Annotated in this window: 19 protein-coding genes; 15 read left to right on the forward strand and 4 right to left on the reverse strand. The window is 45.0% G+C overall.

The genetic code is table 11. The features are described 5' to 3' along the window. Positions 1 to 108 precede the first annotated feature (108 nt). The 5 genes from nirB to M3180_RS11095 all read left to right on the forward strand — a co-directional run bounded on the left by nirB (position 109) and on the right by M3180_RS11095 (position 7757). Positions 109 to 2517: a nitrite reductase large subunit NirB gene (gene nirB / locus M3180_RS11075; RefSeq protein ID WP_251667526.1), complete on the forward strand. Its 2409-nt coding sequence runs from the start codon at positions 109 to 111 to the stop codon at positions 2515 to 2517. Between the two features lie 2 nt (positions 2518 to 2519). Next, on the forward strand, positions 2520 to 2837 hold the full coding sequence (gene nirD, locus M3180_RS11080; protein WP_251667527.1) for a nitrite reductase small subunit NirD: 318 nt from the start codon (positions 2520 to 2522) through the stop codon (positions 2835 to 2837). A gap of 652 nt (positions 2838 to 3489) precedes the next feature. Continuing rightward, positions 3490 to 4287: a formate/nitrite transporter family protein gene (locus M3180_RS11085; protein WP_251667528.1), complete on the forward strand. Its 798-nt coding sequence runs from the start codon at positions 3490 to 3492 to the stop codon at positions 4285 to 4287. Positions 4288 to 4475: 188 nt separating this feature from the next. Then, positions 4476 to 6878 carry a YcdB/YcdC domain-containing protein gene (locus M3180_RS22905; RefSeq protein WP_251667529.1) on the forward strand — a complete coding sequence of 801 codons (2403 nt, stop codon included), beginning with the start codon at positions 4476 to 4478 and terminating at the stop codon, positions 6876 to 6878. A 375-nt stretch (positions 6879 to 7253) separates the two neighbouring features. Next, the gene (locus M3180_RS11095) at positions 7254 to 7757 is read left to right on the forward strand and encodes a CarD family transcriptional regulator (RefSeq protein ID WP_251667530.1); all 504 of its coding nucleotides are present in this window, start codon (positions 7254 to 7256) and stop codon (positions 7755 to 7757) included. A 119-nt stretch (positions 7758 to 7876) separates the two neighbouring features. On the opposite strand, the gene M3180_RS11100 is transcribed toward M3180_RS11095, so the two are convergent. Genes M3180_RS11100 through M3180_RS11110 form a run of 3 tightly spaced genes read right to left on the reverse strand, consistent with a single transcriptional unit; the run spans position 7877 to position 11243 of the window. After that, positions 7877 to 8434: an HAD family hydrolase gene (locus M3180_RS11100; RefSeq protein WP_251667531.1), complete on the reverse strand. Its 558-nt coding sequence runs from the start codon at positions 8432 to 8434 to the stop codon at positions 7877 to 7879. A gap of 44 nt (positions 8435 to 8478) precedes the next feature. Continuing rightward, on the reverse strand, positions 8479 to 8997 hold the full coding sequence (locus M3180_RS11105; protein ID WP_251667532.1) for an MgtC/SapB family protein: 519 nt from the start codon (positions 8995 to 8997) through the stop codon (positions 8479 to 8481). 26 nt (positions 8998 to 9023) lie between these two features. After that, positions 9024 to 11243, reverse strand: coding sequence for a glycoside hydrolase family 88/105 protein (locus M3180_RS11110; protein ID WP_251667533.1), 2220 nt, complete (start codon positions 11241 to 11243; stop codon positions 9024 to 9026). Between the two features lie 226 nt (positions 11244 to 11469). Here M3180_RS11110 and M3180_RS11115 point away from each other — a divergent pair, with 226 nt between their 5' ends. From M3180_RS11115 to M3180_RS11145, 7 genes are all read left to right on the forward strand, one after another. Then, positions 11470 to 12477: a LacI family DNA-binding transcriptional regulator gene (locus tag M3180_RS11115; protein WP_251667534.1), complete on the forward strand. Its 1008-nt coding sequence runs from the start codon at positions 11470 to 11472 to the stop codon at positions 12475 to 12477. Between the two features lie 374 nt (positions 12478 to 12851). After that, a complete protein-coding gene (gene iolD / locus M3180_RS11120) occupies positions 12852 to 14714 on the forward strand; it encodes a 3D-(3,5/4)-trihydroxycyclohexane-1,2-dione acylhydrolase (decyclizing) (RefSeq protein WP_251667535.1) in 1863 nt (620 codons plus the stop codon). 63 nt (positions 14715 to 14777) lie between these two features. After that, complete coding sequence (gene iolE / locus M3180_RS11125; RefSeq protein WP_251667536.1) at positions 14778 to 15665, forward strand: myo-inosose-2 dehydratase; 888 nt, start codon at positions 14778 to 14780, stop codon at positions 15663 to 15665. Positions 15666 to 15721: 56 nt separating this feature from the next. Beyond that, positions 15722 to 16738, forward strand: a complete 1017-nt coding sequence (gene iolG, locus M3180_RS11130) for an inositol 2-dehydrogenase (protein WP_251667537.1) — start codon at positions 15722 to 15724, stop codon at positions 16736 to 16738. A gap of 221 nt (positions 16739 to 16959) precedes the next feature. Next, positions 16960 to 17793, forward strand: a complete 834-nt coding sequence (iolB, locus tag M3180_RS11135) for a 5-deoxy-glucuronate isomerase (protein ID WP_251667538.1) — start codon at positions 16960 to 16962, stop codon at positions 17791 to 17793. Next, positions 17794 to 18795 carry a 5-dehydro-2-deoxygluconokinase gene (gene iolC / locus M3180_RS11140; RefSeq protein WP_251667539.1) on the forward strand — a complete coding sequence of 334 codons (1002 nt, stop codon included), beginning with the start codon at positions 17794 to 17796 and terminating at the stop codon, positions 18793 to 18795. An 85-nt stretch (positions 18796 to 18880) separates the two neighbouring features. Beyond that, positions 18881 to 20329 carry a CoA-acylating methylmalonate-semialdehyde dehydrogenase gene (locus tag M3180_RS11145; RefSeq protein WP_285855691.1) on the forward strand — a complete coding sequence of 483 codons (1449 nt, stop codon included), beginning with the start codon at positions 18881 to 18883 and terminating at the stop codon, positions 20327 to 20329. 255 nt (positions 20330 to 20584) lie between these two features. On the opposite strand, the gene plsY is transcribed toward M3180_RS11145, so the two are convergent. After that, positions 20585 to 21196 (reverse strand): glycerol-3-phosphate 1-O-acyltransferase PlsY, encoded by a 612-nt coding sequence (plsY, locus tag M3180_RS11150; protein WP_251667541.1) that lies wholly within the window; start codon positions 21194 to 21196, stop codon positions 20585 to 20587. A 186-nt stretch (positions 21197 to 21382) separates the two neighbouring features. Here plsY and M3180_RS11155 point away from each other — a divergent pair, with 186 nt between their 5' ends. From M3180_RS11155 to M3180_RS11165, 3 genes are read left to right on the forward strand one after another with little or no spacing between them, the layout of a single operon-like run. Then, the gene (locus tag M3180_RS11155) at positions 21383 to 21694 is read left to right on the forward strand and encodes a hypothetical protein (protein WP_251667542.1); all 312 of its coding nucleotides are present in this window, start codon (positions 21383 to 21385) and stop codon (positions 21692 to 21694) included. Between the two features lie 11 nt (positions 21695 to 21705). After that, complete coding sequence (locus M3180_RS11160) at positions 21706 to 21867, forward strand: hypothetical protein (RefSeq protein ID WP_251667543.1); 162 nt, start codon at positions 21706 to 21708, stop codon at positions 21865 to 21867. 47 nt (positions 21868 to 21914) lie between these two features. Continuing rightward, the gene (locus M3180_RS11165) at positions 21915 to 22583 is read left to right on the forward strand and encodes a DNA alkylation repair protein (protein ID WP_251667544.1); all 669 of its coding nucleotides are present in this window, start codon (positions 21915 to 21917) and stop codon (positions 22581 to 22583) included. Positions 22584 to 23164: the final 581 nt, after the last annotated feature.

Raw genomic sequence — 23164 nt, forward strand, 5'->3', positions numbered from 1 at the left:
GGGAGTTCCCTAATATACGAACGCAAAAAGGAATGCTATCATTAAAACATGAAATGTGAAAAGATTCACAATAAGTAAGTGATATTTTTCACTAATAGGAGGTACGCAATGATGAAAGAGAGACTATTACTTATTGGCAATGGGATGGCTGGTGTAAGAACGATTGAGGAAATATTGGAGCGAGACTCCTCAAAATATGAAATCACCATTATCGGTGAAGAAAAATATACGAACTACAATCGGATTATGCTGTCCAACGTGCTGCAAAACAAAATGACGGTAGATGAAATCATTACGAATCCGATGCAATGGTATGAAGAGAACAATATTAAGCTTGTCAATCATGATCCAGCAGTAGCGATGGATACTGAACGGAAAGAAGTAACGACAGAAAGCGGCTTAAAGCTCGCTTATGATAAATGTATTATTGCAACAGGCTCACGTGCCTTTATATTACCGATTGAAGGCTCACAGCTCGAAGGGGTTATCGGCTTCAGAACGATCGATGATACACTTCTCATGCTTGAGCAAGCGAAAAAGTATAAGCGTGCTGCTGTTATTGGCGGTGGCTTGCTTGGTCTTGAGGCTGCGAAAGGTCTCGTTGATCAAGGCATGGAGGTTACCGTTATTCATTTGGAAAAATGGCTAATGGAAACACAATTGAATGAGCCTGCGGGTAACCTGCTGAAAAAGGATCTAGAGAAGCAAGGCATTCAGTTTCTAATGGAGAAGAAAACAACGCGCATTATCGGCACAACGAGAGTAGAAGGACTTGAATTTAGTGATGGGACGACGCTGGAAGCAGATGTCGTCATTATGTCAGTTGGTATTCGCCCTGTGACGCAGCTTGCGAAGGATGCAGGCTTAACGGTCGAGCGCGGGATCGTTGTGAATGATTTTATGGAAACAAGTGCAGCTGATGTTTATGCGGTTGGGGAATGTGCACAGCATAACAATATGGTGTATGGACTCGTTGCTCCATTGTATGAGCAAGGGAAAGTGCTTGCGGATCTACTAACGGATCGACCTGTCGAGGGCTACAAAGGAAGCACCGTATCGACCTCTCTGAAGGTATCGGGCTGTGATCTGTTCTCTGCAGGAATCATTCGTGAGAGTGATGAGGTAAAGAGCATCGAGGCTTTCAATGGGCTTGCAAACAGCTACAAAAAGCTATTCATTAAAGATAATCATATCGTCGGTATTGTGTTGTACGGGGATGTTTCTGAAGAGAATCGCTATCATAAAATGCTGCGCGATAAGAAGGATATTTCTGAGCTGAATCCTGTTACGTTGCTCGCTTCTGCAGAGGATGGAGGCGTAAGCGATAGTGTAGTGAACTGGGACGATGCGGATACAGTGTGCGGCTGTAATGGCGTAACCAAAGGAACGATTGTGGGTGCCATTCAGACGCAAGGACTTACATCTGTTGCAGAGGTTTCTCGCTGCACGAAGGCTGGTAACTCTTGTGGTAAATGTAAGGGAGATATTGGTGAGCTGCTTGCTCATGTCCTTGGCGATAAAGTGGCTCAAGCACCAACAGGAATTTGCGGCTGTACTGATCTGACTAGAGATGAGATCGTATTGCAAATTCATGAGAAAGGCCTAATGACCTCGAAAGAGGTATTTAAGGAGCTGCAATTTCGGAACGAGGAAGGCTGCTCGAAGTGCCGCCCAGCTATAAACTTCTACCTTAATGTCGCGTTCCCTAAAGAACATGAGGATGAAAAAGAATCTCGCTTCGTCAATGAGCGGATGCACGGCAACATTCAGAAGAGCGGTCAATTCTCAGTTATACCAAGAATGCGTGGAGGTCAGACAACACCACAACAGCTGCTGAAAATTGCACAGGTGGCAGAGAAATATAATGTACCGCTTGTAAAAGTAACAGGCAGCCAGCGAATCGGCTTGTATGGTGTCAATAAAGAAGACTTGCCTGATATCTGGGAAGAGCTAGATATGACATCAGCTTCGGCTTATGCGAAAGCTGTTCGTTCCGTAAAAACATGCGTCGGTGCAGCCTTCTGTAGATTTGGAACGCAAGATTCTATGGGCCTCGGCATCAAGCTCGAGGAGCGTTTCGAGTATATCGATACTCCGCATAAATTCAAAATGGGTGTATCTGCTTGTCCACGTAGCTGTGCAGAGAGTGGAGTGAAGGACTTTGGTGTCATCGGCGTAGAGAATGGCTTCCAAATCTATATTGGCGGTAATGGTGGTACAGAGGTGAAGGAAGCACAGCTGCTGACAACAGTTGAAACTGAGCAAGAGGTTATCGATATTTGCGGTGCTATGCTCCAATATTACCGTAAAACAGGGGAATATGCAGAGCGTACAGCGCCTTGGATCGAGCGTTTAGGCTTTGATCATGTGAAAGCAATATTGCTAGATCCGGCTCAACGTCAAGCATTAAACGCTGAGCTAGATGAAGCGGTAGCTGGTAAACGCAAGGATCCATGGACTGAGGTTCGCAACAACGAAAACAATGAAAAAGAGCTTTATACGGTAGGGAGAGTGTAAGGATGATCGAGCAAAAACAAAAGGTATTCGTAGCTAAGCTGCAAGAGCTGCCGATGCGCATCGGCCGAGAAGTCATTGTCGATGAGAATAAAATTGCCGTATTCCGTCTATCTGATGATCGTGTAAGGGCAATTGGCGGCGTATGCCCGCACAGTCACGGGCCATTAGCCGAAGGCATCGTATCTGGAGATTATGTATATTGTCCACTGCGTGATTATAAGGTTTCTCTGATTGATGGCAAGGTCCAGGAGCCAGACGATGGCAGCGTCGCAACCTATGAGGTAGTGATCGAGGACGACAGTGTATATATCTTGTTATAAACTCACTATTCGACATTGAATAAACAATCAGTGATACATCTTGCGTTTGTTCGAAAATATGACCCGCGAATCGTTTTTGATTGACGACCTTGTTCCAAAGGAACACCGAAGGAAATCAAAAATCAATGAGCGAACTGAGAAGCACAGCGTACGTATTTGGTACGTGAGCACCGGAAATCCCGGCTGAGTTCAAGATTCGATGTCGAATAAGCGTTCAGTTCTAAAAATTACGTTTGCTTGAAATTATGACCCGCGAAACGTTTTTGATTGACGACCTTGTTCCAAAGGAACACCGAAGGAAATCAAAAATCGATGAGCGAACTGAGGAGCGCAGCGTACGTAATGGGTACGTGAGCACCGGAAAGCCCGGCTGAGTACAAGATTCGATGTCGAATAAACATTCAGTGATACATCGTGATCATTTCGACCTTTTTTTAGCTACTACTAAAATCAAAGTTTAAAAAGTTCGGCTTTCAGCACCGAGAAGGTTGGATGAAGCTAAGGACTGAGAAGCACAGCGTACGTAATGGGTACGTGAGCATTCGAAGGCCTGGCTGAATTCAAGATTCGATGTCGATTAACATTCAGTGACACATCGTGATCAAAGTCGGACTTTTTAAACAACATCTCGAACGTTGGAAGGAGGCTTAGCATGTATAGACCAACAGTCCAAACCCTCGCCGAAGCCGGAGCCGCGAAGCGCGATTATATGAAGCAGCATAAATTGGGCTATTTCATCTCCACGCTGCTGGCAGGCGCTTATGTGGGGCTTGGGATTATACTCATATTTTCTATAGGAGCACCGCTTGCACAAGCGGGCTCCCCTTACCAGTCATTAGTGATGGGAGCGAGCTTTGGTATTGCATTGACCTTAGTCATTATAGCGGGTGCAGAGCTGTTTACAGGCAATAACATGGTGTTTACCATCAGTACGCTCTCCCGCAAAACTACGCTTAAGGATACAGGGACGAATTGGCTTATCGTATTTATTGGCAATCTGCTAGGCGCAATCATGTTAGCGTATTTAATTAGACAAACAGGGCTGTTCAACTCGATCACTGCTGATCATTTGATCTTTACAGCCGCAGCTAAAAAGATGACCTTGCCATTCTCTGATTTATTTTTCCGAGGTATTCTATGTAACTGGTTAGTCTGCCTTGCAGTTTGGATGAGTATGAGGCTGAAGAGCGAGGGAGCGAAGATGTTCGCTATTTGGTGGTGCTTATTCGCCTTTATTGGAAGCGGCTATGAGCATAGCGTAGCGAACATGACCTTGCTAAGTGTCGCGATGTTTTTACCGAATCATCCAGAGGTTATTGATCTTGCAGGCTGGCTGCACAATATGATACCCGTTACGCTTGGCAATATGGTAGGTGGCATATTGTTTGTAGGTATGGCTTACTGGAGAATATCTCCTGTGAAGCAGGTTGAAGAATTAAACCGGCATTAGCTCTATATGAATTAGTGAAGCCTCATTGACAACTTCAATGAGGCTTCTTGCTATGTTTGGAACGCTAGCTGACTAAATATTGCTGTAATGCGTTGCATACTTCTGTCTTATGGCTGTTGTTAATGCAACCTTTTGTAAGGTAGATAAGTCTAATAGATGAAGATATTGACAATTAAGGGGTTGATAAGGTGAGGAAAAGAATTGGTAAGGCATCAGCGATTCTCATAACGGCAGCGATGTTAACAGCTATGCTTTCTTCAGCTGCATATGCTGAAACTGCAGGAGAAGGAGTGAAAAGCTTAATGAGTCAAGCGTCATCCGGACAAGCAAGTCAAAGCACATCATCGTCTGCTCAAGACTCACAATCCAATGAAGCAAAGTCAGCATCCATAACGAAGGCGAAAGCCGAGGAGCTGGCACGTAAGTATGTCAATATACCAGAGGAATACGTGCTGCAAGGGGCGAATTTATCCTCGGACCGACTGATCAAAGGAATTCGCAATATTTGGGGATTGAGCTTTGTTAAGCGTGTCAATAACAAGCAGACAGGGAGTATTTACGTTGGCATTCATGCTGACAATGGTCAGCTCATCAACTACAGCTTCCATATTGCAGTCGATACAAAGCCGAGCTATCCGCTTAAAGTAGAGCGTGATGCAGCCGAAACTGTGGCCGAAGCGTTTATCTCCGAGGTTGCAGCTGATTATGCGGGGAAAGTTAAGCTGAATGAAAGCTATGGCGCCGCTGTGCTGCCAGCACTAACCGGCGATGTACGACATCATTTCAGATTTGACCGCTATGTAAATGAACTTCCATTTCTAGATAATTATATTGATGTCGTTGTCGACAGCGAAGGCTATGTTGTGGAGTACAACTTCGTCTGGGATGATACCATTGTTTTTCCACGAGTCGAGAGCTATTTAACGCTAGAGCAAGCGACGAAGAAGCTTCATGATACCGCTACCCCAGAATTAAAATATATAATGACGGCTGGAGAGAATGGTAAGCGTATTCCCGCGCTAACCTATGAGCTAGCTCCTTTTTCTATTCATGCAGTTACCGGTAGTAAGTGGGATGAGGCGATCTATAGACACTATAGATACGCAGGCGAAGTGTCTGACAAGCCGGTCACTGACAAGCCATTATCCTCCAAGCCTCAGCTGACTAATATTAAAGAAGAGCAAGCGATCGAATTCGTTACATCTGCATTTGGGCTGCCTGAGGGTGCTGAGCTGAATCATTCCAGCTATAACGAATATACAGATGATGTAACGGAACAATTAAGCTCAAGCTGGAATTTTAGCTGGAACGTTAAGAAGGATGGGAAGGAAGCAGGATCGATCTGGGCGGCAGTGGATGGACAGACCGGAGCGGTGCAAAGCTATAATCTATATTGGCGTAACAGTGATGCCCCTGAAGGCAAGGAGCTATTCGCATTAGCTGATGCGACCAAGGCTGCTGAAGAAACCATTAAAAAGCAGCTGCCGTGGCTGTCACATGAGCTGCATCTCATTAAGCCCGATCCGAAGCAATATGAGAATCTGAGCGCCTCTGATCTATCTAGCTACTATATTCGCTTCGTTCATAAAGTGCATGGAGCCAGCATTGAATATGATCATGTTAATGTAACGATTGATGCAAAAACAGGAGAAATTACTGGATTTGAATCCAATATTCATCCGTTCGACTATTCGAAGCAAGCGCCTAAAACGATTGCAACATCTGAGGCCATAGCTCGCTTTATGGATTATTATCAGGTACAGCTAACGTATAAGGTTGCGAGTGAATACTCCTTAGATGGTCAGCCGATTCCAATTGAGAAGTATAATGTCATGCTTGCATCTGGCGATAGTGACTCTATTGAGAAAGTAACGATTGAATCCACGGTTAACCTCGTCTATCGTCTTGAAGCGAAGCCACTTGATGAGCGAGTGTTTCTCGATGCTGTGTCAGGACAATGGCGGAATATGGAGACGGGAGAAGTGACTCAGCTGGAGCGTCCTCAGGTGCTAGACATCGAGGGGCACTGGGCTCAGCGTCAGTTAGAGCTTATGGTTGCTTACAAAGCGCTTGACGTAGTGGATGGAAAGGTAAGGCCGAATGAGCTCATTAAGCGTGGAGAGTTAATTAAAATGCTCGTCATCGCAAGAAACGGCGGAAATCGATACTATGCTACCGCTAATGATTCTTCTGCACAGAATTCGAGCTCCTTTAAGGATATCAGTGTCGGTTCAGAATATTTCGCTTATGTTGAAGATGCGCTCCAGCAAAATTTGATAGATATAGGGGATGGGTCTTTTAACCCGGAAGGAACCGTCACACGAGAAGAAATGGCAGAGCTCATTGTACGTGCATTAGGCTACAATACGCTTGCACAGCACGAGCATATCTTTGCGGATAAATTCAACGATTCACAGCATATAAAGAACAAAGGTCAAGCAGCAATCGTTGTTGGTCTCAACATTATGAGTGCTAACGCAGACGGGAAATTCCAGCCGAGTAAAAAGGTGCAGCGTGCAGAAGCAGCAACTGCATTCTTCCGATATTTACAGTCTCGAGCTGATCTACAGGAAGCTCCATTACGATATTAGAAGATTCAAGCCTCTCCCACTACTAAGTGAGGAGAGGTTTTGCTGTATATATAATAACTAAACGCTCATATTAAGTGGGAGCACAAATAAAAAAGAGGGTGTACATAGAAAAAAAGCAGGCAAGCCGCATGAAACGCATCCGTCGTGAATATGCTTTAAAATAGACTTGACATATATATGGTATAATATATATAGGTAGTAACAAATGTAGCTAATGGCAGTGAATGATGAGCAAATTGTGATGCAATAAAAGACCGTTTCAATCTGTTGGTAGTATACTACATGGTGAAAAAAATCACATTTATTTTTAAGCTCTGGTTCCTTACCTAACCTCATTCTGCTAAATATGTTTTTCATAATCAGGAGGAGATTGTAATGTTTGAACATGGAGATTATGTTGTATATGGTAGTAGTGGCGTCTGTCAGGTTGATGCGATAGGCAAGCCAGATATACCTGTTGCTGATGAAAGCAAGAGCTACTACAAATTGTTGCCTGTGCACGGGACAGAAGTGATATATTGCCCTGTAGATACGAAAGTATTTATGCGGCCTATTATTCCTCGTGAAGAGGCTGTTCAGTTAATACAGGCAATCGGTCAAGACGATATGCCTAGCCTAGATACGAAAAAGGTACACGCCCATCAGTTTTATGAATCACTGCTTAATACCCATGACTGTCGTGATCTCGTTCAACTCATTAAAGTGATTTATTCAAAAAATAATGTGACGAGCGAGCTTCGAAAAATGGGTGGCACAGATCAGAAATATCTTAAAACAGCCGAAGATTTATTGTTTACAGAGCTTTCGGTTGCACTCGGTGCTTCCAAGGATGATGTGAAGAAAGAAGTGGAGGCTGCGCTTTATACAATGATTGCATAATGGCAGCATCGTTAATAACAAGAAGCAGGCCTCTCAGCCAGGTATGTGGCAGGGAGGCCATTTTGTGCTTATTAGCTATAGATTACCGTCAAATTAACGATAAACTAGGAAAGGACATATTAGATCTTATCTGGCTTGATCGGCAGACCCTGCTCCAGTCGTTCATTTAATCGTTCAGCTAGCTCAACGAGCTCCATTGGAGTTTCGATTGTGTAGTCTGGAGTCTCAAGCACGTCGGCAGGCGTTTTTGGATATCGCGGCGTCCAGCTAAGATGTACACTCGTAATACCAAGCTGATTGGCGCCTTTAACGTCACGACTTAGGTTGTTCCCAACCATAATAATTCGCTTTACATCCTCTGGCTCCAGGTCAAGAGAACCCATTGCTGCTTTAAACATACGTGGACTAGGCTTGTAAATTCTAACCTGCTCAGAGTAGGTTAACGTTGTGAAGCAATCGTATACGCCGTTTTGCGTTAATATGTTTTTGAACGATTGTGCCAATCCATCTGCTACGATAGCTAACGTAAACCCGCGAGCATGAAGCTCCTGAACCATTTTGTCGGCACCAGGAATAACATCCGCTGTAAGCACGACTTCGTTCTCATCACGTATCTCCGTACTCTCATCAATAATGGTATCGCCACTATCTAGAAAAATAATAAGTTGCTTTTTCATCCTTTCATCCTCCATCTGCATCGTATTGATAAGGCTAATGATACTTAACCATTGTGCTGCTTAGGTATAGCATCACGGTACATGCGCTTATATTCAAGCTGCTGCTCACGACCTTCAACCCATTCGCCAAGCTTTAAGAACAACGTTGTGACAAGCAAGGCAAATATGACGATTGTATAGAACCCTGCACCGATTCCAATCCCTGCTCCACCAGCAAAAAAAATCATGGCAGCTGAGGTAAGACCGCTAATTTTCACACCGTCCTTAAGGATGACACCAGCACCGATAAAGCCAAGACCCGTCACGATCTGAGCGGCGAGACGCATCGGATCCATCATCGTTTGCTGACGCAATCCAGCATATAGCGTTACACTTTGAATTGAAACGATTGTAATTAAAGTAGAGGCGGCAGCTACATACATGTATGTTTTAACGCCAGCTGGTTTTTGCTTATGTGTACGGTTTAGACCAATGATAAAGCCAAGTATACAGCTGACTAATATTCGAAACAGCCACTCAAACTCACCCAGCCAAGCTACAATGAGCTCATCCGTATACAACACATGCAATCACCCTCCTTATTAAATGATCAAGCACGCAGTAGCTCGACCTCGACGCCGGCTAGCATCATAATGCCAATCCCGTGATTGTCATTCACTACGGTTCGGAGATCGTACATGTAGTAATCAGGTGCGAAGGAATATCTGGAGCCGCTGCACACGCCATGCACATGCCCCTGCCGGGTAATCGCATATTTCGTTAATGCATTCCAGCCGTGCGATACGACCGTTTTATAGTCTACAGCATCATCTAACCAGCCAAAGCGAAGACCTCTTGCAATGCCATATACGAACATCGCCGTACAGGAAGCCTCCTTGTAGCTAGTAGGCTCATTAACGACCTGATGCCATAGGCCGTTGTCACTTTGATAGGAGACAATTCCTTGTACAAACTCTCGATAGAATGATAGAAGCTCCTCGTATAACGCATGCTCTGTAGGGAGTCGCTCTAGCAGTTCAGACAGTGAGAACAGCACCCAGCCGTTGCCACGTCCCCAAGGTACACGAGTCGCACGGTTATATTTGAAGTCATATACATGGCTCATCAATCGCTGATCTTCCATGAACAGATAAGATTTATATAGTATAAATTGCTTGGCAGCCTCATCTAATGCAGCTTGTTTATGAAATAACGCAGCGTAGCGAATGAGAAATGGGGTGCTCATATATAAGTCGTCGGCCCACATCGTGTCTGCTGAGTATTCACCCTCGCATAAGCGATAAAATGCACCATCTGCTCGTCTTTCGAGCTTATGAAGTATAAAATCAGCAATTACGTCTGCGATTCGCGCATAGCCTGCGTCTCCTGTAATACTGTAAGCTTCAAGCATAGCTGAACCGAATGAACCGCAGTTATCGAGCATTTTGATTAGGACAAGCTGATGGTTAATAGACGGGAAGCCATATTGCTCATAGTCCCAAAGCGAATACTCATACCAGTCTGTACATGTAGAAATATGCTGCAATGCGTATTGCACCATATCCTCGCGTCCAAGCAGCTTACCGCTGCGCAGCAGACCGTACATCGTTACGCCAAGCGGATAATCCCATCGAGCATAATTGCTCATCGTACCAACGGTCCATTTATTGCTTAGCATGGCGTTCTCATAGAAAGGTCGAACAACATAGTTAGGTGCATCGAGCTGCCAATAAAGCAGTTTACCGTTCATCCCTTGTATGAGTGCACTGGGATTGAATGATTCATTGCTTAGAGCTGACATAGCGTCGGCAGCTAACGGTCCAGCATAGATCCATGCTCCGCTATATCCATGAATAAGCATCGGAGGCGTATAGATTAGCTCTTTGCCGTTCATATGAAAGGTAAGCTCAAAGCCCCAATGCTGCTCACCACTAGCTGTCCATACCTGAACATGCTGTAGCTGCTTGCTCGATGCAAGCTGCAGCTGCTCCGTATACGAGCCAGCTGTAGTCGAGCTGAATACCAGCTGCTCCTCAATCCATATCGTTGTCGCCCCATCTGTGTGAAGGCTCATCGTTACAGCAGTGCTGTTGCTAGGGACATCTAACATTGTTCTGGCAATGGCTGATGCATTGGGCTGATACCCGAATAGTCGCTCCATATGATGTTGAAGCAGCTCCTGCTCTGACCATTCACAACGTGGATGCCAAGTGAGCTCCGTTTGCTTTTCATGCTCCGTGTAAGCTGGGAAGTGCTGCTGAGCTTCACCGTAGATGGACTGTGAGCAAGGCTCGGAATAGAGCCAACCAGCCTGGCCAAAGCGGTTAGAGAAGGGGGACAGCACCTGAAGGATACGGACCTTTCCTTCCTCAGCACCGAAGCGGCAGCCAAAGCCCGCAACTGTTTTTCGAGCTTCGATTAAGAGGCTGTTCCAGCCCTTTCGGAAGAGCAGTGGAATCGAAGCGCTTCCATTCGGCTTTAACTCTTCGATGACAGTAGAGCGATACAGCCTCTGTTCGTTTAGATATAGTGAGATCGGGCCAAGCGGCTCCATTACGGCATCAATCGAGCGCTCCTCATCACTCCACACTAGCGCCATCGCATAAACATATGAGCCGTTCGGACTTGCTGCATATCGTTCCGTAAAATCTAGAAGGTACAAGCCCTCACTGTTTTGCATAATACCCGAAGTGGAGAAAGCGCGATGGATAAAGGGAAGAGGTGGGTTAGCCCCAATATAACGATTAGCGACAACCTCAACGACGCGGCTGTCCTCTGAACCAAAGCTATAATAAGCACTTTCTTTCACATCAAATTCCAATGCGGTCACGCACCTTTCCTCTCTAGTTACAGGCACAAAAACATGGTACTATATAGTAAAGGGTAAGCGTTTTCCCTTCTATTGTAAAAGTTAACCTGAAGTTATGCAATACATAATTTCAATATTTTACTAGGATGAGGTAATATAAGAGTAAGAGAGCTACCTGTTCGTGATAGAAATAATTAAATTTTACTTATGCATTCTATTTATCTTTTAGATTGTGGGGAGTAACGGAATGAAGATAACGATCTATGATGTGGCGGAGAAAGCAGGCGTGTCCATTGCCACGGTTTCAAAGGTCATAAACAACACAGGAAGAATTAGCGATAAAACAAGAAAAAAAGTTTGGAGCATCATGGAGGAGCTTGATTATCAGCCAAGTGCAGTTGCATCAGCATTATCAGGTAAAAGCACCTTTACGATTGGTCTCACCTTACCGGATCTAGCCAATCCGTACTTTGCTGAGATCGCCAGAGCGATAGAGGATCAGGGAAGGAAGCATGGCTTCAATGTGTTTATGTGCAGCACCGATAATGATGCAAGCAAGGAAGAGGAGTATTATCAGCTCTTTATGAAAAAGCGCGTCGATGGCATTATTATGGTTTCCCGTGATAAGGAAAATGTGATTGTAAAGAAGATATTAAATGAAAAGGTGCCGCTCGTGATGATTGCTCGTGAGTTCTTCGCCGTACCCGTCACATCTGTAATGGTGGATGATTATTATGGCGGGATGCAGGCAGGTCAGCATTTGCTGGAGCAAGGACATCAGCGTATAGCCGTTATCGTTGAAAACTTAACGGAGCTAGGAAGCAAGGAAAGGCTTCGTGGGGCTAGCGATGCTGCGAAGGAGGCCGATATTGCTATTCCAGAGAGCTATGTAATTGAAGGTGGGTATACTCTTGATAGTGGCAAAGCAGCAATGAAGCAGCTGCTTATGCTTGAACAGCGACCAACAGCAGTATTTGCCTGCAATGATATATTGGCGATCGGTGCGATACAAGCGGTAAGAGAAAGTGGACTGCGTGTGCCTGAAGACATCTCTATCGTAGGCTATGACAATACGATATTAGCAACCATTGTTGACCCGCCGCTAACGACTGTCGCGCAGCCGATCAAGGAGATTGGAGAGCGAGCTGTGGCACTGCTAGTCGAGCAAATCCAAAGCAAGGAATCGCTTAGACAGCGTGTCGTGCTTATGCCGGATTTAGTCGTACGGCAATCGACTTGTGCAATCGACTTGTGAGATTTCAGAATAGGTTGTTGCCTCTAAAAATGTAAAAAACGGAATTTTACATGATCTATAATTATAATAATTATGAAATGGTACTCACTTCATACATTCAGACAAATGGATGTATTTTCATGAGAAAAAATTAGAAAGGCTTCGCATAACAGATGCGAGGCCTTTTTCGCTTGGACATTGAAGCTCAGCCTTATAATCATTCGTTGGAATTCATGTTGGTGGCTATATAATGGTCAAAGTTCTTAGCGAAGATTGTGTTCAGATTGATATTGACATTTATTACAATACGAGTATAATTCGCATTAAAGGTAAGCGCTTAACCTTGTTTACCCTTTAACCACTTTACCCTTAAATAAGAATGTGAGGTGCTACGATTGGAAACGGTACGATTGACGATGGCACAGGCATTAATCCAGTTTTTAGATCAGCAATATGTTGAGCTTGACGGAGTCGAACACAAGTTTTTTCAGGGCATTATCGGTATTTTTGGGCATGGAAACGTAACAGGAATTGGTCAAGCGCTTGAGCAGAATCGTGAAGGACTACCATTTATTCAGGGGAAGAACGAGCAAGGCATGGCTCATGCAGCGATTGCCTTCGCCAAGCAGAAGAACCGATTGGCAACCTACGCTTGCACGTCGTCTATTGGTCCCGGGGCATTAAATATGGTTACCGCAGCAGGTGTTGCTACGGTGAATCGGATTCCGCTCCTCCTGCTACCTGGCGATATATTTGCTAGTCGTTTGCCGGACCCTGTACTTCAGCAGATTGAATACCCGATGGATTATACGATATCCGCGAATGATGCCTTTAAACCGGTGAGTAAGTTTTGGGATCGAATCAGCAGACCTGAGCAGCTCATACCATCGGCTCTGCATGCAATGCGCGTGCTAGTTGATCCAGCAGAAACGGGTGCTGTCACACTTAGTCTCCCTCAGGATGTGCAATGTGAAGCCTACGATTACCCTGCTTCATTCTTCGAAAAGCGAGTTCACCGCATTGAGAGGCAAATGCCATCACCAGCAGCGATCAAGGATGCAGTAGAGCTTATAGCAGAAGCAAAGCATCCGCTCATTATTGCTGGCGGCGGCGTTCATTACTCGGGTGCACTTGCCGAACTACAACAGCTAGCTGAGCAATGTCACATTCCAGTCACTGAGACACAGGCTGGTAAGAGCGCAATCTCTTGGCTACATCCCATGTCCTTTGGCGGTGTTGGAGTAACAGGGACGGAGCCAGCTAACCTCCTCGCAGCAGAAGCAGATCTCATCATTGCAGTCGGAACAAGATTGTCTGATTTTTCTACAGCATCTAAAACAGCCTTCAAGAATCCCAATGTAAAATTTCTAAATGTGAATGTATCAAGTCTCGATGCGTACAAAACAAGCGGTGATCGAATTATCGCGGATGCAAAGCTTGCTCTAGATCAGCTGCTAACCGAATTGAAAGCGATTTCCTATCGTTCCTCTCATGCACCAGAGAGGCTGCAGCATTTAAAGCAGGCCTGGGATGCAGAGGTTAATCGATTATACGATGCTGAATCGGAAGCGGGACTTGTGCAGACGAGTGTGCTGGGCGAGATTAATCGTTTTATTGACGAAGATGCGATTGTTGTCTGTGCAGCGGGTAGCATGCCTGGTGATCTGCACCGAATGTGGAGAACGACATTGCCTAAAACGTACCACATGGAGTATGGCTTTTCCTGTATGGGCTATGAGGTTAGCGGTGCCTTCGGTGTGAAGCTCGCTCAGCCAGATCAGGAGGTTTATGCACTCGTAGGGGATGGGAGCTACTTAATGCTGCATTCTGAGCTGCTGACCAGCTTGCAGGAACAGAAGAAAATTACAATTCTACTGCTCGATAATCACGGTTATCAATGCATTCATAACTTGCAGAGAGAGCAGGGGAGCGGTAGCTTCGGTAATGAATTTAGAGCAAGAGCAGATAATGGTCAGCTTGATGGAGCGTATCTAGCCATAGACTTTGCAGCACACGCAAGAAGCATGGGAGCGCATGCCTACACGGCAACGACGAAGGAAGAGCTGAGAGAAGCATTAGCTCAGGCGAAACAGCATACGAAGACAACACTTATTTCGATACCAGTATTGCCAGGCACGAATACATCAGGCTATCAATCGTGGTGGCAGGTTGGCGTTGCAGAGGTGTCCACACAGCCGTCCGTCCAATCCGCATATAAAAGCTATACCGACAATGTGAAGCGCATCAAGCAACTTTGAGAGCACATCTAGTCTTAGCAAGGAGCACAGGAGTACATTAAACCATTGTAATGGGAGGTTCATATGACGATATCATTGGGAATTTCAGCAATTAACTGGGTCAATGAAGATATTTTATCGTTAGGCGATCATTATACCGCGGAGCAGGTGCTGTCAGACATGAGTCAGCTAGGCTTTGCTGGTACGGAGTTTTGTCGCAAATTTCCGAGAGATGCGGCCTCGCTTAAGGCGCTGTTGGCACAGTACAACATGGTAATGAGCTCGCAATGGAATTCGGTACATTTTAGCGACCCAGCGAGAAAAGACGATGAGCTTGAGAAGTATAAGCAGCGTGTTGATTTTTTAGCGGAGATGGGCTGCAAGCATGTCGTAACCTGTGAGAGCGGCAACACGTTCGAGGACTTAACGAAAAACAAAGTTAGCATCGAGGAGTTGTCTGAGGAGCAGTGGGCTTCACTTATCGATGGGCTGCATCAGGCTGGACAATATTGCAAGGATAAGGGAATGAAGCTCATCTATCACTACCACGGGGAAACGGTTATTGAAAAGCCAGAGCAGATCGATCGACTTATGGCATCGACCAATCCCGAGCTTGTTCATCTGTTGTACGACACTGGGCATGCCTATTACGGCGGCTACGATCCGCTCGAGCTGCTTAACCGTTATTACGATCGGATTGCTTATATCCATCTGAAGGATATTCGCCAAGCCCAGCTGACGGAGCTAATCCAGTCAGGTTTGCGCTTTAGAACTGGTGTACAGAATGGTGTATTCACCGTACCGGGTGACGGCTGCATCGATTTTGCTCCTATCATTCAGCAATTGCTTGATCGTGGCTATGAAGGCTGGATCATTATTGAAGCAGAGCAGGACCCCGGGATAGCCGATCCGGTTATATACGCACGTCAAGCGCTGACGTATTTGAAAGCAATCGGACTAACGACAGCATAGAAGATACCCAGTTAACAATCAAAGCAATTGACACTGAGGCAAAGTGAGGTCGTTGTATGACAACGAAGATTGGAATTGGAATTGTTGGCGTAGGAAGAATTGGAAGGCTGCATGCCGAGCATATGAAAAAGCACAGCAACATTGAATTAATTGGTGTGTCGGATGTGCAGGTTACAAAGGAGCTTTTAAAGTGGAGCGAACCGTTTAACCTATCGATCGTTACGGACAATTATATGGAGCTCATTCAGGACGAGCGAGTTAAAGCGATTTTTATATGCTCGCCAACGAATACACATATCGACATTATTAAGGCAGCCGTTGCACATAACAAGCATATTTTTTGCGAGAAGCCAATCAGCTTTCACTATCAAGATACGAAGCAGCTGCTAGAGCTTGTACAGCAGTCTGGCATCATCTTTCAGGTAGGCTTCAATCGTCGCTTTGATCATAATTTCTATAAAGTAAGACAGCTCATGGATAATAACAAAATTGGACAGCCGCACATCATTAAAATTACTTCACGCGATCCAGCACCTCCCCCTGCGAGCTATATTGAGGCATCTGGCGGTATGTTTATGGATATGAGCATTCATGATTTTGATATGGCACGTTATATAAGCGGCAGTGAGGTAGAGACGGTATTTGCTGAAGGTGCAGTGCTCGTAGATCCGAGCATTGGAGAGCTTGGTGATATTGATACAGCCATTATTACACTGCGCTTTGCCAATGGTGCGCTTGGTGTTATCGACAATAGCCGCAAAGCAGCCTACGGGTACGATCAGCGTGTCGAGGTATTAGGGGAAAAGGGAAGCATCAGTGTAGAGAACGATGTGCCCACAACGGTGAAAATTAGTACGGAGCAATCAATCGAAACGGATCATCCGAAATACTTTTTCCTTGATCGATACATTGAATCCTACGAGGTCGAGGTAGAACAATTTATACAAAGCATAATGAACGGAGCTCCATCTCCTGTCACCGTTGTTGACGGCTATGAGGCGGAGCGTATCGCTTATGCGGCGAGGGAGTCATTGCTACAGGGAAAAGTCATACACATGAACGAAATCAATTAGAGGTAAGTTCAATATTCCGACTTTGATGACGACGCTCTGCGCTGTAGCATAGTCGACGTCGAATCTGAAACGCTAGCGAAAACTGCGTTGCTCACGTACCAATAGCGTACGCTGCGCTACTTGTTTTCTACTAGCGGTCCAGCTTCTTGGTCCTGAAAGCCGAAATATTGAACCTTTATTGGAAGGGTAAGTTCAAAAAAAAGCAAAGGGGGTATATCAGAATGAGTAAGTTAAGAGTTCCATCTCAGCTTAACGAAGAGACGGGTCTAAGCGTTCAGGTTACGCCTGAATCGGCAGGCTGGAAGTACGTGGGCTTTGAGGTTATTAAGCTGCGTGCAGCTCAGAAGCTGGAGCAGCTTACTGAGAGCAATGAGGTTGCTGTTGTTGTACTGTCAGGGATCGTTTCCGTAAAAACGAATGATGCAGCTTGGAGCAGCATTGGCAAGCGTATGAGCGTATTCGAGAAGATCCCGCCCTATACCGTATATGTACCTGCGCAAGATCACATAGAGGTCATTGCTGAAACAGAGGCCGAGCTTGCTTTTTGCAAAGCGCCCGGCCGTGGCAGCTATGAAGCTCGATTGATTACACCAGAGGACGTCGGTGTTGAGCTGCGTGGGCAAGGCAATACCGAGCGACTGATTCACAATATATTGCCTGAATCTAAGGAAGCAGACAGCTTGCTCGTAGTTGAAGTATTTACGCCAGATGGGCATTGGTCGAGCTACCCGCCGCATCGTCATGATGAGCTTGATCTTCCTAATCAATCATTGCTGGAAGAGACCTACTATCACAAGCTATTACCTGAGCACGGCTTTGCCATCCAACGAGTATATACCGATGACCGCTCACTTGATGAGACGATTGTCGTGCAGAACAACGATGTAGTGCTCGTTCCGAAGGGCTATCATCCGGTCGGAGCGCCTCCCGGCTATGAGAGCTATTACTTGAATGTCATGGCTGGACCTGTCCGGACGTGGAAGTTCTATAACGATAAGGACCATGAATGGATCTTTGAATCGTGGCAAGCAACAAAACAAAAGGAGGATCAATAGATGCTTCAGTTTAATGCTTCGAAACCACTGGATTTTATTGCGTTAGGACGGCTATGTATAGATTTGAATGCGAATGAGATTCATCGTCCGATGGAGGATACCGTTACCTTTACCAAATACGTTGGCGGTTCTCCAGCGAATATTACGATCGCTGCTGCCAAGCTAGGCTTAAAGTCAGGCTTTATCGGTCGAATCTCGGATGATCAGCATGGAAGATTTATTAAGCATTATCTCGAGCAGCATGCCATCGATACGTCAAATGTAATCGTTGACCGCTCTGGCTCTGTAACGGGGCTCGCCTTTACAGAAATTAAATCGCCAACCGATTGCAGCATCCTTATGTATCGCGATAACGTTGCCGATCTTAAGCTGGAGCCAGGTGATATTAACGAGGCGTATATCTCATCAGCGAAGGCACTGCTTATCTCGGGAACAGCGCTAGCGAAAAGCCCTTCTCGCGAGGCTGCGCTTAAAGCTGTCGAGCTTGCAAAGCAGAACGGCGTTGTCGTGATGTTTGATATTGATTACCGCGGCTATACATGGAGCTCGAAGGAAGAAGCGGGGATCTACGCGAGTTTAATTGCTGAAAAAAGCGATGTGATCTTCGGTGGTCGTGACGAATTTATGCTTATGGAGCTCATGCTTGGTCGTGAAGCGTCCGACGAGCAAATTGCCCATCGTTGGCTGGATAAAGGCGCAGCACTTGTCGTTATTAAGCACGGCGGGGATGGCTCGGTCGTCTATACGTCACAGGGCGAGCAATATACGGGACGCATCTATCCTGCTAACGTCGTAAAGACGTTCGGTGCGGGAGATTCGTACGCGGGGGCATTTATATATGGATTAATGAATGGAGTGTCTATCCCGACCTGTCAGCAATGGGGGGCAGCTGCAGCATCCATCGTCGTAGCGAGCCATAGCTGCTCTGATGCGATGCCTACCTTTGACCAAATTACAGAGCTGATCAAGCAGCATGGGGATCAAGGAGAAGTACTAAAGTAAACGGAAGAGAAACGAAAGCCAGCGGAGAGCATTAGTTAAGTAAGCAGAGGTCTCTAATTGATTCAATCGGAGAGGAGCAAAAGTGATGTCAGTAAAGCAAATCGAGAACTATATCGGAGGCAAATGGATAGCATCAAGCAGTGAAAACAGAGAAGACGTGCCCAATCCCGCAACAGGTGCTGTGATCGCATCCGTGCCGCACTCGACAAGAGTGGAGGTAAAGCAGGCGATACAAGCAGCTAAGGCAGCATTTCCATCGTGGAAAAATACAGCGGTTCCGAAAAGGGTAAAAATATTATTTAAGTACCAGCAGCTGCTCGTTGAGCATTGGGAGGAGCTGGCGAAGCTCATTACGATTGAAAACGGTAAAAGCTACAGTGAGGCATATGGTGAAGTACAGCGTGGGATTGAATGTGTAGAATTTGCGACTGGAGCTCCAACGCTGATGATGGGCAGCGTGCTGCCTGACATAGCAACAGGTCTGGAGTCAGGGATGTATCGCTATCCAATCGGTGTTGTTGGCGGGATAGCGCCATTTAACTTCCCAATGATGGTACCATGCTGGATGTTCCCTCTTGCGATTGCCTGTGGCAACACATTTGTACTGAAGCCGTCAGAGAGAACACCGATCTTGGCATGCAGACTTGCTGAGCTGCTAGAGCAGGCAGGACTTCCAGCTGGCGTATTCAATGTCGTGCATGGCTCACATGATGTCGTTAATGAATTGCTGGAGCATGAAGATGTTAGTGCGATATCCTTTGTAGGCTCACAGCCAGTTGCGGAATATGTGTATAAAACAGCAGCAGCCCATGGCAAGAGAGTACAGGCACTAGCTGGTGCTAAAAACCATTCCATCGTGCTGCCTGATGCGGATCTTGAGCTGACGGTGAAGGAAATTATCAATGCCTCCTTCGGCTCGGCAGGTGAGCGCTGCATGGCGACCTCGGTTGTCGTTGCAGTTGGGGAAGTCGCCGAGTCATTAATTGATAGGCTCGTAGCAACGGCGAAGGAGCTATCAATTGGAGATGGTAGCGAGGGAGATTATTTCTTAGGTCCTGTCATCCGACAAAGCCATAAGGAGCGCACCATTAGCTACATCGATGGGGCAGTGGAGGAAGGAGCGTCATTGCTGCTGGACGGAAGAGAAGGAGCTAAAAGCTTGGATAAAGGCTATTTTGTTGGTCCAACCATCTTTGATCATGTAACGAGCGAAATGAAGATATGGCGTGATGAGGTTTTCGCACCGGTGCTGTCAATCGTGAGAGTAGACACGCTGGATGAAGCAATCGCACTAGCTAATCAATCTGAATTCGCAAATGGTGGTGTACTGTATACGAATAGCGCAAAAGCGATTCGTCATTACCGTGACCATATCGATGCGGGCATGCTAGGCATTAATGTCGGCGTACCTGCGCCCATGGCATTCTTCCCATTCTCAGGCTACAAGAAATCCTTCTACGGTGATCTGCATGCAAACGGAAAAGACGGCGTAGAGTTCTATACAAGAAAGAAAATGATCGTCGCTAGGTACTAACTAATAGTGAGGATGTCAGAATTGAACTGAGACCTTGAAAGAGATTGTACCTCTTACACGGATTAATAGCTTTCATCTAAATAACAAAAACCGCTTATCCCAGGTCTATTACAGCCATGGCATAAGCGGTTTTTTCTGCTCCCTCTATACATCGAAAGCAAATGCTATGTCCTCTAATTTCTCCCCTGTAGCATACTTTTTTGAAAGGACAACAGCAATGGGAACATCACTTTGTTTGTAGCAGCTACTTAGATGTTACTTCTTCCTATAAATTCGCTCACTTTTCAATCGTTTATCATTTGTTTTAGGCTCGATTCCATTTAAGAGATTCCTAATGTTCGATCTATGCAAAAACAGAAGAAAAGGAAATAAACAGCCTGTAATCACCATAAGGGTGACATCGTCAGTGAATAAAGAATAAATAAAAATAGATAAACCTCCGCCTAATGAACCGAAGACGACGTATTTGGTAATAAAGATAAGTCCAAAAAAAGAAACGATGCCAACTAAGCACATTAACGGATTAATAACGATAAAAACTCCCGCAGTAGTCGCCATCGCCTTCCCGCCTCTAAATCCAGCAAATATTGGGAAGCAATGACCAACAATAGCAAATATACCGATGTAGATGGGGTGAATGTCATATCCGAATACATAGACTAATGAGGTTGCTAAAGCACCTTTTGCAATATCTCCGATCATAACGGCGATTCCTGCTCGTTTACCCAAAATTCGTAATGTATTGGTTGCTCCCAAATTCCCACTGCCGTATTGACGCACATCAATATTAAACAGTTTCTTACCGACAATCAGGGCAAATGGAATAGAACCGATTAAATAACTCAAAAGCATAAGGACTAGGATCATAAAGGTCTCCTTAAAGTTATTTTTCACTTGTAGGATAAGGTTAGTCTAATCATATTTCGTGTTGGAGTGGATGTCTATTCATTTTTTGAATGAGGCATTAGACAGGATAAAATTATCTGCTATGCTATAATATAATTTGTTATATGCAGCAAAAAGTACACTAAGGTTAAAAAATGGGGTTAAATAATGAATAATACAAGATTTCGAATTACAAGAAAGCTACACGAAAATCATGTGGAAAATGCGATATCTCTTGAAGAATGCAAAGCTTTTTTTGCAGAGCAACATGATTTCTTATATACGCAGCAATATTCTGTTCGGCAAAATGGCACAGTGATGACCATCGAAGGCGAGTTTTTTATGTGGCAGGTTGGAGAAACACAAATTCCATTTCGATATTATGATGGAGACATCTACGTGTTTGTTTCGCATGAAATCATTTACGCTAAAATGCTGAGCATAGCTGAAGAGCTGCACGCCCAGTATATCGAGGGATAGGAAGAGATAAAATGAGATGCGGTGAACAATGCTTCCTCGTAACATATGAAGTTAAAGGTGAACAAAAGGTTGCAACAATATTAGCAAGAACACCGGTAGAAGCAAGAAAGAAGCTTCGCGGTGATATCGGCGCAGATGCCGATATATTGGCCGTTAAACGAGAAACGAGATAATTATGTAAGGCAATGAAAGAATCTTTGCTAGGAAGGAGTTGTATAACATGAATGAACATAAAGCTACAACAATAGAACGCTCTTCAAAAGCGGAAAACATCCTGTCTCAGATCGATAGTAAAACGAAGCTAGGCGACATACGAAAAATCGCAAAGGACATTAAAAAAGATCATGAGCTAGCGATGGAGCTTTGGTCCACCGAACAGTTTATGCCAAGACTATTAGCAATCCTAATTATGGATAAGAAACTTCTTTCACAAGATGTGCTCGATAAGCTTGATCAGGATATGCAAATTCACACCTTTGATGAGCGAAATAACTTAATGGATTGGTTGATGGCTAATCAGCTTACCAAAGACAAAAAGACAATTGCATTGATGGAATCATGGGAGAATAGCCCGTCAGCACTTCAAAGAAGAATTTTCTGGTATTATCAAGCGCGCTTGAGATGGACTGGACAAACACCGCCAGATAATACCAAAGAATTACTATCAGCAATTGAAGCTAATATTGCGCAGGAAGAACCGGAAGTTCAATGGGCAATGAATTTTGTTGCAGGCTGGATAGGCATCTATGATGAAGAGCATCGTGCACGTTGTATTGAGCTTGGTGAGAAAACAGGACTTTACAAAAATGAAATGGTATCAAAAGGCTGCACCCCTAACTACTTACCGGAGTTCATTACAATTGAAGTGAACAAACGACAAAAGAAATAGTTGCCCCTGAAGAGCAACTAGATAAGCGAAGGTAGCGGCGTAAGCAACCAACAATGGACATCACTCGCATATAAATAAGTAAGAGATAAGAGCAAATTCCACGGCTAACTCAGTCAGGCATTTGCTCTTTTTATTGTCCACCCCCAACCAATCTGTTGCAAACATAGTGTTGAAAGACAGCCAAACCAAAGTGCACCCATGACTAAGCGAAAAACATAGTGTTGAACTACAGACATGCAGGGTACATCCATGACCGAGCGGAGAACATAGTGATTGTGTAAAAGCGCCAGCGGTTGCCTTTGTTCACGGATTTCTACCTTAGAAGTATATTAAGAAATCCGTGAACAACAGCAATTGAAACAACACTATGTTTGTAGCGTGCTTACAATAGCTCCTTTGCCAACACTATGTTTGTAGCGGGCCAACAAGAGCTCCTTTGCCCAACACTATGTTTGCAGCCGAACTATAACCTAAGTAAACTTATCATGCTTCAAGCCAATCTCTTCACTACTAAACCACAGTTCATACCTACAAACACCCCGCCAACCAAGCTGCTGAAAACATCGTGTTGAAAGACAACC

This window comes from Paenibacillus camelliae (genome assembly GCF_023715345.1).
Classification (GTDB): domain Bacteria; phylum Bacillota; class Bacilli; order Paenibacillales; family Paenibacillaceae; genus Pristimantibacillus; species Pristimantibacillus camelliae.

What these genes read in the sequence shown, in the direction of transcription:
- nirB (WP_251667526.1), top strand. Translation starts at nt 109, where the DNA reads ATGATGAAAGAGAGACTATTACTTATTGGCAATGGGATGGCTGGTGTA.
- nirD (WP_251667527.1), top strand. Translation starts at nt 2,520, where the DNA reads ATGATCGAGCAAAAACAAAAGGTATTCGTAGCTAAGCTGCAAGAGCTG.
- M3180_RS11085 (WP_251667528.1), top strand. Translation starts at nt 3,490, where the DNA reads ATGTATAGACCAACAGTCCAAACCCTCGCCGAAGCCGGAGCCGCGAAG.
- M3180_RS11095 (WP_251667530.1), top strand. Translation starts at nt 7,254, where the DNA reads ATGTTTGAACATGGAGATTATGTTGTATATGGTAGTAGTGGCGTCTGT.
- M3180_RS11100 (WP_251667531.1), bottom strand. Translation starts at nt 8,434, where the DNA reads ATGAAAAAGCAACTTATTATTTTTCTAGATAGTGGCGATACCATTATT.
- M3180_RS11115 (WP_251667534.1), top strand. Translation starts at nt 11,470, where the DNA reads ATGAAGATAACGATCTATGATGTGGCGGAGAAAGCAGGCGTGTCCATT.
- iolE (WP_251667536.1), top strand. Translation starts at nt 14,778, where the DNA reads ATGACGATATCATTGGGAATTTCAGCAATTAACTGGGTCAATGAAGAT.
- iolG (WP_251667537.1), top strand. Translation starts at nt 15,722, where the DNA reads ATGACAACGAAGATTGGAATTGGAATTGTTGGCGTAGGAAGAATTGGA.
- iolB (WP_251667538.1), top strand. Translation starts at nt 16,960, where the DNA reads ATGAGTAAGTTAAGAGTTCCATCTCAGCTTAACGAAGAGACGGGTCTA.
- iolC (WP_251667539.1), top strand. Translation starts at nt 17,794, where the DNA reads ATGCTTCAGTTTAATGCTTCGAAACCACTGGATTTTATTGCGTTAGGA.
- M3180_RS11145 (WP_285855691.1), top strand. Translation starts at nt 18,881, where the DNA reads ATGTCAGTAAAGCAAATCGAGAACTATATCGGAGGCAAATGGATAGCA.
- plsY (WP_251667541.1), bottom strand. Translation starts at nt 21,196, where the DNA reads ATGATCCTAGTCCTTATGCTTTTGAGTTATTTAATCGGTTCTATTCCA.
- M3180_RS11155 (WP_251667542.1), top strand. Translation starts at nt 21,383, where the DNA reads ATGAATAATACAAGATTTCGAATTACAAGAAAGCTACACGAAAATCAT.
- M3180_RS11160 (WP_251667543.1), top strand. Translation starts at nt 21,706, where the DNA reads ATGAGATGCGGTGAACAATGCTTCCTCGTAACATATGAAGTTAAAGGT.
- M3180_RS11165 (WP_251667544.1), top strand. Translation starts at nt 21,915, where the DNA reads ATGAATGAACATAAAGCTACAACAATAGAACGCTCTTCAAAAGCGGAA.